Here is an 8151-nt window from a genome sequence, read left to right as displayed (position 1 = left end):
ATGGGCAAGGTGCAGAAGAAGAAACTGGGCTGAGAAATCCGGCGGGTGATCGTCGGCAGGTAGGTTCCTGTAACCGGGATGGCGTGGAAAATCGGCCACAGGGGTTGCATGTGTCACACTCCGAGGCGGATTCTCTACTGCACCGTATGTAGATCTACTCACTTCGATGGGGGTTCGAGGGATGTCTGTAACGGATCAGGTCCGGGTGCCCGGGCGCGATCGTCGGGGGGACGGTGATCACGCCCCGCTGTTCCTGGTGGACGGCAAACCCGCGTCCGTTCCGCTGCGCGATCTGCCGGCGGTGGCTCGCAAACTCGTGGCGCATTTCGCCGACAACGTGGCTCCGTGTTCGCTCCGGCCGGGGGAATCGCTGCGCGGCGACGTCACCGAGGTCACCGTGCGCTGCCTGCGCATCGCGATCCATCTCCTCGATTCGGGAGAACTGCCGTCCGACGCCGAACTCGCCGACCTGCGCAGCAGCGCCGCCCAATGGGCCCGCGCAGGATTCCGGCTCGAATACATGCTCCGGATCTATCACGAAGGCATCAGGCTCGGCTGGGAACTGGTCACCGATCGGGCTCGGGAGGGCGATGTCTCCTCCGTTGCCGATGCGTCCCGCCTGTGGATGGCCCTGCTCGAGAAGGTCACCGTCGCCGCCACCACCGGTTTCGTCGCCGAACTCGACGCGATCCGGCGCGAACGCGACGTCGCCGCGCAAGAGCTGGTCACTGCCCTGCTCAGCGGGCAGGACGCCGCGACGGTCGCGCAACGCTCGGGTCTCGTGCTCGCCGACACCTACACCGTGCTGGCGGTCTCGCTCACCCGTCATCCCGACGAGCGCAATCCGCATGTGCGGCCCGAGGTCGTCGCGCGTCGGACCCTGCGCCGGGTCGAGACCGAACTCGAAGCGATCTGCGAGGGCCGCCACCTCGCGATGCTCGGCCCCGAGGGCGGCACCGTCCTGTTGCCCGAGTCGCCCTCGACCGAGGCGATCGAGGAGTTCCGGCAACGCATCGAGACCGTCGCGGGTGTGTCCGTCACGATCGCTCTCGTCCACGCGCCCGTCCGGGAAGTACCCATCGCGGCGAAGCAGGCCCACGAGCTGCTCGATCTCGCGCGACGGCTCGGGCGCCCCGTCGGTGCCTACGGCATGCAGGATCTCGCCCTCGAATACCAGCTCACCCGCCCCGGACCGGCGCGCCGGCATCTCGCGCGCGTGCTCGATCCGCTCGACGAATCACCCGAACTCGTCGAGACGCTGGAAACACACATCGCACACGACCTCAGCCGGCAGCTCACGGCCAAGACCCTGCACGTCCATGCGAACACGGTCGACTACCGGCTCAAGCGGGTCGCGCAGCTCACCGGTTTCGATCCCACCCGGCCCTCGGGGCTGCGGCAACTGCAGGCGGCACTGACCGCTCGGCGACTCGAACAGGAGAGCTCCGAACAGGGCTGACATCGCGCCGGATTCGGCTTCCCGCGGCGTCTCGGTCGATATCATCGGTCTCGGGCGACCGAGGGGGCGTCACCCGGAGTGAGCGCGAGGGGGCCGGCGCATGGCGAGGGAGTCCGAACCGTCCGATCCGGATCCGCCGGTCCGTCGTGGCGGGAAGCGCGAAGGTGCACGGCCGGGCAGGCGCCGGATGCGCCGGCTCGTCGTCCCCGCGATCCTCGTCCTCGCAGCAGGCTCGATCGCCTTCCTCGTCGTGGAGGAAGGACGCGACTGCGACGTGGTCGAGCGGTACACGGTGGCGGTGTCCTCCGATCTCGCCCCGGTGATCGGGGAGATCGCGCCCCCGGCGTGTGCCGAGTTCGAGGTCGTGGAACAGGAGCCGGGCGAGGTATCGGCGCGGATCGCGGCGGACGATGCCCCGGACCTGTGGATTCCGGCGGGTGGCTGGTGGGCGTCGTGGGCGGGAACGAACGCCTCGGGGCCGGTGCGCACGGTGTCGACACCCCTCGCCACGACGCCGCTCGTGCTCGCAGGTGAACCGGGCGGCGTCGAACCGGTGCCCGACTGGCAGAGCGCTCTGTCCTCACCCGATCTCGTCTTCGGCAATCCGCTGCGGTCCGGTCCCGCCGCGGGGGCCATCCGCGCCGTGCTGGCCGAAGCCGCCGGTGATCCCGTCGCGATCGGAACGGTCCGTCCGGTCATGGCACCGCTGGCCGAACGTGAGCTGGCCCGCGACGAGGAGGCGCCCGCCGGTTCGGAACTGCTCGAAAACGTCGTCTCGGACGGTGGGAAGGTCGTGAGCACCGAACAGCAGGTGGACACCTATCGCCGTGTCCACGAGCGGGATCTCGGTACCGCGGTACCCGGAACGGGCACCCCACTCGTCGACTATCCATTGGTCGTGACGGCGCGCGGTGAGCGATACGACAGGGTGGCCTACGCCGCGACCCTGCTGATCGACGCGTTGCACACACCCGAAGGGCTCGACAGGTTGGCTCGGTACGGGTTCCGGGACGGGAACGGTCGGGTGCTCCCCGGCGACCGTGGTGTGGGACCCGTTCCCGTGCTGGAGCTCCAGGACGAGAGCGTCGCGGAAGAGGCGATGAACGTGTGGGCCCTGCAGGCGCTTCCCGTACGCACCGTCTTCGCGGTGGACGTGTCCGCATCGATGAACCGGAATCTCGGCGACGAGAGCCGGATCGAACTGGTACGGCGCGCCGCGCTGGCTGCCAACGACGTCCTCCCGGGGAGTGTCTCGGCCGGCCTGTGGTTGTTCGGCGGGGGAGCAGGTGGCGCCGACTACGTCGAGGCGGCACCGATACGACGCTTCGATTCGGTCGTCGAGGGCCGGACACACCGCGATCGACTCACCGCACTCGTGGCACAGATGGCCGGAACGGCCGACGAGAGCACAGCGCTCTACGACACGATCCTCGCGGCCTTCCGGTACGTGCAGGACAGTTACGACCTGCGAGCAGCCAACAGTGTCGTCGTGGTGACCGACGGGGCCGACGAGGGGTCGCGGATCTCGAAGGGCGAACTGCTCGCCACCCTCGCCGGTGAGAACGAGCCGCCGGTCCGGGTCGTGACGATCGGACTCGGCGAGGACGTCGATTCCGTGCCGCTCGAACAGATCGCGGAGGCGACCGGAGGAACGAGTTACCGGACGAGCGATCCGCTCGACATCACCGATCTCGTGGTCGCGGCGCTGGCCGATCGGACGGGTGGCTGAGGGTCGCCCGGTCATGGGTGCGGTGCCAGATCAGTCCGAGCACAGTGATGATCAGGAACAGCACGAAGGTCGATGCGAGCTGAACCCTCGCTGCACTGTCGGACAACATCAGCGCGATGAAACCGATGAGCATCGCCAGGGTGAACCAGCTGAGATAGGGGAACAGCCACATACGCAGGCGCAGGGTGCCCTCCTGTTCGAACCTGCGACGCAAGCGCAGATGCGAGACGACGATGAACAGCCAGATTGCGATCAGCGCCGATCCGACCGCGTTGAGGAGGATCCCGAGGATCGTGTCGGGCAGCAGCCAGTTGAGCCACACGCTGACGAATCCGAAGAAGACCGAGACCAGCACGGCGTTGCGGGGCACCCCGTGGTGGGTGAGCTTGCTCAGCCATGCCGGGCCGTCGCCTCCGCGCGCCAGCGAGTACGCCATCCGCGAGGTGCCGTAGACGTTGGCGTTGAACGCCGACAGCAACGCGATCACCACGACGAGTTCCATGAACCCGGACACGTAGGGGATACCGGCGATGTCGAGCACCGACACGAACGGGGACGTCTCGCCGCTCGCCGCGGTCCACGGCAGCACGAGCACCATGATCGAGATCGAGCCGAGGTAGAAGACCGAGATCCGCCAGACCACGCTGCGCACGGCGGTGGCGATGGACCGTTCGGGGTCCTTCGATTCGGCCGCGGCGATCGTGACGATCTCGATGCCGCCGAAGGCGAAGGCCACCGCGAGCAGGCCGGCAGCGACACCGGCGATGCCGTTGGGTGCGAAGCCGTCGCCGTCGCCGAGCAGGTGGGTGGTGCCCACGGGTTCGGTTCCCGGGAGCAGGCCGAAGACGAGCAGGATGCCGATGATCAGGAAGCCGACGATGACCGCGACCTTCAGCGCCGCGAACCAGAACTCGAACTCACCGAAGTTGGCGACCTGCGCCAGGTTCACGACCGCGAAGAAGGTGACGAACCCCAGCGCGACCACCCATTGGGGTACGCCCGGTAGCCATGATTGGACGATCGCCGAGGCGCCGGTGATCTCGACACCCAGCACCATGATCAGCATGAACCAGTAGAGCCAGCCCATGCTGAATCCGGCCCACCGGCCGATGCCGATCCGCGCGTAGTGCGAGAACGATCCGCTCACCGGCAGTGCGGCACCCATCTCGCCGAGCATGCGCATCACGAAGATGATCATCACGCCGGCGAGCAGGTACGACACGATGATCGCCGGACCGGCGGCAGCGATACCCACACCGGAACCGAGGAACAGGCCCGCACCGATGGCGGACCCGAGTCCCATCATGGTCAGATGACGGACCTTCAGGCCGCTCCCGAGATGTTCGACCTCGGAAGCGGGCCGCTGGGTTTCACTCACGGTTTCTCGGTTCCGAATCTGTTGTCGCGTGCAGAGAGCTGGTCGTTGGCGCGCAGAGCTAGTCGTTGGCGTGCAGAGCCGCATTCAGTTCGACGCCGCTGCCCTTGTTCGGCACGACCTCGACCGCGCCGCTCACCGAGTTGCGCCGCAGCAGCAGGTTGGACGCGCCGCTGAGGGTCGCGGCCTTGACCACCGTGCCGTCCGGGCCGGTGACCTTGGTGCCGGCGGTGACGTACAGGCCGGCCTCGACGATGCAGTCGTCGCCGAGCGAGATGCCCACACCCGCGTTCGCGCCGAGCAGGCAGCGCTTGCCGACGGAGATGACCTCCTTGCCGCCACCGGACAGGGTGCCCATGATCGAGGCGCCACCACCGATGTCGGAGCCGTCGTCGACGACGACCCCCGCGGAGATACGGCCCTCGACCATGGAGCTGCCGAGCGTGCCGGCGTTGAAGTTGACGAAGCCCTCGTGCATGACGGTGGTGCCGGAGGCGAGATGCGCGCCGAGGCGGACCCGGTCGGCGTCGGCGATGCGGACGCCGGAGGGAACGACGTAGTCGACCAGGCGGGGGAACTTGTCCACGCCGAAGACGGTGACCGGTCCGCGGATGCGGAGGCGCGAACGCACGGTCTCGAAGTTGTCGAGCGCGCACGGGCCGTAGTTGGTCCACACGACATTCGCGAGCAGACCGAAGATGCCGTCGAGAGCGAGACCGTGCGGGCGGACGAGGCGGTGCGACAGCAGGTGCAGGCGCAGGTAGGCGTCGTGGGTGTCGACGGGAGGCTTCGACAGGTCGGCGATGTCGGTGCGCACCACGACCTGCTGGACCTCGCGCGCCTCGTCGTGACCGGCGAGGAGGGCCAGGTCGGACGGGATGTCTGTGCCCTCGAGGCGTGTCGTTCCGGTTTCGCTCGGCTCGCCGAGGGCGGGTGCCGGGTACCACGTGTCGAGGACGGTCCCGTCCTCCGTGATGTTCGCGATGCCTACTGCTGATGCTCCGTGTGCACTCACGGGTGAGAAGCGTACGCGAGCCGGTCCTGGGCCTGTGTCCCCCCTGAGAAAATCGTGTGCGGGGTCTGAGGGGCATACGCGTTTCGTATCGTGCAGGTATGCCCGTACCGCAGTTGGACCTGCACGCCGACCCCGTCGAACTGACCGCCGCGCTCGTCGACATCCCGAGTGTGTCCCGGGACGAGACGCTCATCGCCGACGCCGTGGAGGCGGCCCTGCGGGAGCAGACCGACGGCTTCGAGATCGTGCGCAACGGCAACTGTGTCCTGGCGCGGACGAACCGGGGACTCGGCAGCCGCGTGATGCTCGCCGGGCACCTCGACACCGTCCCGATCGCCGACAACGTGCCGTCGCGACGCGACGGCGACCTGCTGTGGGGATGCGGCACCTCCGACATGAAGGCCGGCGACGCCGTCTTCCTGCACCTCGCCGCGACCGTCACCGATCCCGCCCACGACCTGACGATCGTGATGTACGACTGCGAGGAGATCGCGGCGTCGTTCAACGGGCTCGGGCGGATCGAGACCGAACTGCGCGACTGGCTCGACGCGGACGTCGCGATCCTGGGCGAGCCCACTTCCGGTGAGATCGAGGCCGGTTGCCAGGGCACGCTGCGGGTGCGGATCACCACCGACGGCGTGCGGGCGCATTCGGCGCGCTCCTGGCTCGGCGACAACGCGATCCACAAGCTCGCTCCCGTGCTCGACCGTCTGTCCCGGTACGAGGCGCGGTCGGTCGACATCGACGGCTGTGTGTACCGGGAAGGACTGTCGGCCGTGCGCATCGAGGGCGGTGTCGCGGGGAACGTGGTGCCCGACGCGGCCGCGCTCGACGTGAACTTCCGGTTCGCCCCGGATCGCAGCCCCGACGACGCTCTCGCGCACGTCCGCGAGGTGTTCGACGGCCTCGCGATCTCGATGGAACTCACCGACATGTCGCCGGGCGCGTTGCCCGGACTGTCGAATCCGGCGGCGGCCGCGCTCGTCGAGGCGGCGGGTGGGAAGTTCCGGGCCAAGTACGGCTGGACCGACGTCTCGCGGTTCGCGGCGCTGGGCATTCCGGCCGTCAACTACGGCCCGGGCGATCCCAACCTGGCACACAAGCGCGACGAGCACGTCGAGATCGGACGGATCACCGAGGTGACCTCCGTTCTGCGCTCCTATCTCACGCGATAGCGTGACCGTCATGTCCGGCGACAACTCTTTCGAAGGCGGTTCCCGTCGCGAGATCGTGCAGCGGGGGCCTGTGCAGTTGCGCGGCGAGCGGGCCCGCGAGGCGACCACGATGGATCAGCGGTTGCTCGATCGCCGGGGTCCGTCCGACTGGGTGCACACCGATCCGTGGCGTGTCCTGCGGATCCAGAGCGAGTTCGTCGAGGGTTTCGGCGCACTCGCCGAGGTGCCCCGTGCCGTGGCCGTCTTCGGTTCCGCGCGTACCCCTGCCGACCATCCGGAATACGAGATGGGCCGCAAGCTGGGGGCCGCGCTCGTCGACGCAGGGTACGCCGTCGTCACCGGTGGCGGACCGGGTGCGATGGAGGCGGCCAACCGGGGCGCGAACGAAGCCGGGGGATTCTCGATCGGTCTCGGTATCGAGCTGCCGTTCGAGCAGAGTCTCAACGAATGGGTCGATCTCGGGCTCAACTTCCGGTACTTCTTCGCACGCAAGACGATGTTCGTGAAGTACTCGCAGGCGTTCGTGTGTCTGCCCGGGGGTTTCGGCACTCTCGACGAACTGTTCGAGGCGCTGACCCTCGTGCAGACCCACAAGATCACCCGGTTCCCGATCGTGCTGGTCGGCTCGGAGTACTGGAGCGGCCTGGTGGACTGGCTGCGCGAGACCCTGGTCCGCGACGGCAAGATCGCAGCGGGTGATCTTGATCTGCTGTTCGTCACCGACAGCGTCGAGGAGACCGTGAGCATCATCCGCGAAGCGCATCGCGGCGAGGACGAGGACGAACTGCACGGACAGGAGAGTGGATGGTGACCGAGCCGTTGTCGGTCTGCGTGTACTGCGCGTCGGGACCTGTCGACCCGCAGTTCCTCGAACTCGCGGCCGCGGTGGGGACCGAGATCGGCCGACGGGGCTGGCAGCTGGTCTCCGGCGGCGGCAACGTGTCGATGATGGGCGCGGTCGCCGAGGCGGCCCGCGTGGCCGGGGCGCACACGATCGGCGTGATCCCCAAGGCGCTCGTGCACCGCGAGGTCGCGGACGTCGAGGCCGACGAGCTGATCGTCACCGAGACGATGCGCGAGCGTAAACGCATCATGGAGGACCGCGCCGACGCCTTCCTGACCCTGCCCGGCGGCATCGGAACCCTCGAGGAACTGTTCGAGACGTGGACGGCGGGGTATCTCGGTATGCACGACAAGCCGGTCGTGCTGTTCGATCCGGTGGGGCACTTCGACGGTCTGCTCACCTGGCTCGGTTCGATGGTCGACACCGGCTTCGTCGCGCGACGCGCACTCGACGGTCTCGGGGTCACCACCGACCTCGCCGACGCGCTCGACCGATGCGCAGCGCCGTACGCAGCGGTCTGAGTTGTTCCACTTCGCCGCGCGCCTATCTACTCT

The 8151-nt window shown here is 68.1% G+C and carries 7 protein-coding genes; 5 read left to right on the top strand and 2 right to left on the bottom strand.

Annotation, left to right across the window (positions count from 1 at the left end; translation table 11 throughout):
- Positions 1-205: 205 nt before the first annotated feature.
- Together A8G18_RS14600 and A8G18_RS14595 are read left to right on the top strand one after the other, a co-directional pair.
- Positions 206-1459: a PucR family transcriptional regulator gene (locus A8G18_RS14600; protein WP_064064436.1), complete on the top strand. Its 1254-nt coding sequence runs from the start codon at positions 206-208 to the stop codon at positions 1457-1459.
- A 100-nt stretch (positions 1460-1559) separates the two neighbouring features.
- Positions 1560-3188, top strand: coding sequence for a substrate-binding and VWA domain-containing protein (locus tag A8G18_RS14595; RefSeq protein WP_064064435.1), 1629 nt, complete (start codon positions 1560-1562; stop codon positions 3186-3188).
- On the opposite strand, the gene A8G18_RS14590 is transcribed toward A8G18_RS14595, so the two are convergent.
- Both A8G18_RS14590 and dapD read right to left on the bottom strand, forming a co-directional pair.
- Entirely contained in the window at positions 3142-4494 is a 1353-nt protein-coding gene (locus A8G18_RS14590) for an amino acid permease (RefSeq protein WP_425337703.1), read from the bottom strand. The genes A8G18_RS14595 and A8G18_RS14590 overlap by 47 nt on opposite strands.
- Before the next feature lie 130 nt (positions 4495-4624).
- Positions 4625-5578 (bottom strand): 2,3,4,5-tetrahydropyridine-2,6-dicarboxylate N-succinyltransferase, encoded by a 954-nt coding sequence (gene dapD / locus A8G18_RS14585; protein ID WP_016932057.1) that lies wholly within the window; start codon positions 5576-5578, stop codon positions 4625-4627.
- A gap of 98 nt (positions 5579-5676) precedes the next feature.
- On the opposite strand from dapD, the gene dapE reads away from it, so the two are divergent.
- The 3 genes from dapE to A8G18_RS14570 are packed head-to-tail and all read left to right on the top strand — an operon-like array spanning position 5677 to position 8118.
- A complete protein-coding gene (gene dapE / locus A8G18_RS14580) occupies positions 5677-6753 on the top strand; it encodes a succinyl-diaminopimelate desuccinylase (protein ID WP_064064433.1) in 1077 nt (358 codons plus the stop codon).
- 10 nt (positions 6754-6763) lie between these two features.
- The gene (locus A8G18_RS14575; RefSeq protein ID WP_064064449.1) at positions 6764-7564 is read left to right on the top strand and encodes an LOG family protein; all 801 of its coding nucleotides are present in this window, start codon (positions 6764-6766) and stop codon (positions 7562-7564) included.
- Positions 7558-8118: an LOG family protein gene (locus A8G18_RS14570; protein WP_064064432.1), complete on the top strand. Its 561-nt coding sequence runs from the start codon at positions 7558-7560 to the stop codon at positions 8116-8118. Before A8G18_RS14575 ends, A8G18_RS14570 begins: the two co-directional genes overlap by 7 nt.
- The last annotated feature ends 33 nt before the right edge of the window (positions 8119-8151 follow it).

The sequence above is a fragment of the Rhodococcus gordoniae genome (assembly GCF_001646655.1).
GTDB classification, from domain to species: Bacteria; Actinomycetota; Actinomycetes; order Mycobacteriales; family Mycobacteriaceae; genus Rhodococcus; species Rhodococcus gordoniae.
The sequence above is the reverse complement of the archived record's forward strand: the minus strand, read 5'-3'. Positions and strand labels throughout refer to the sequence as shown.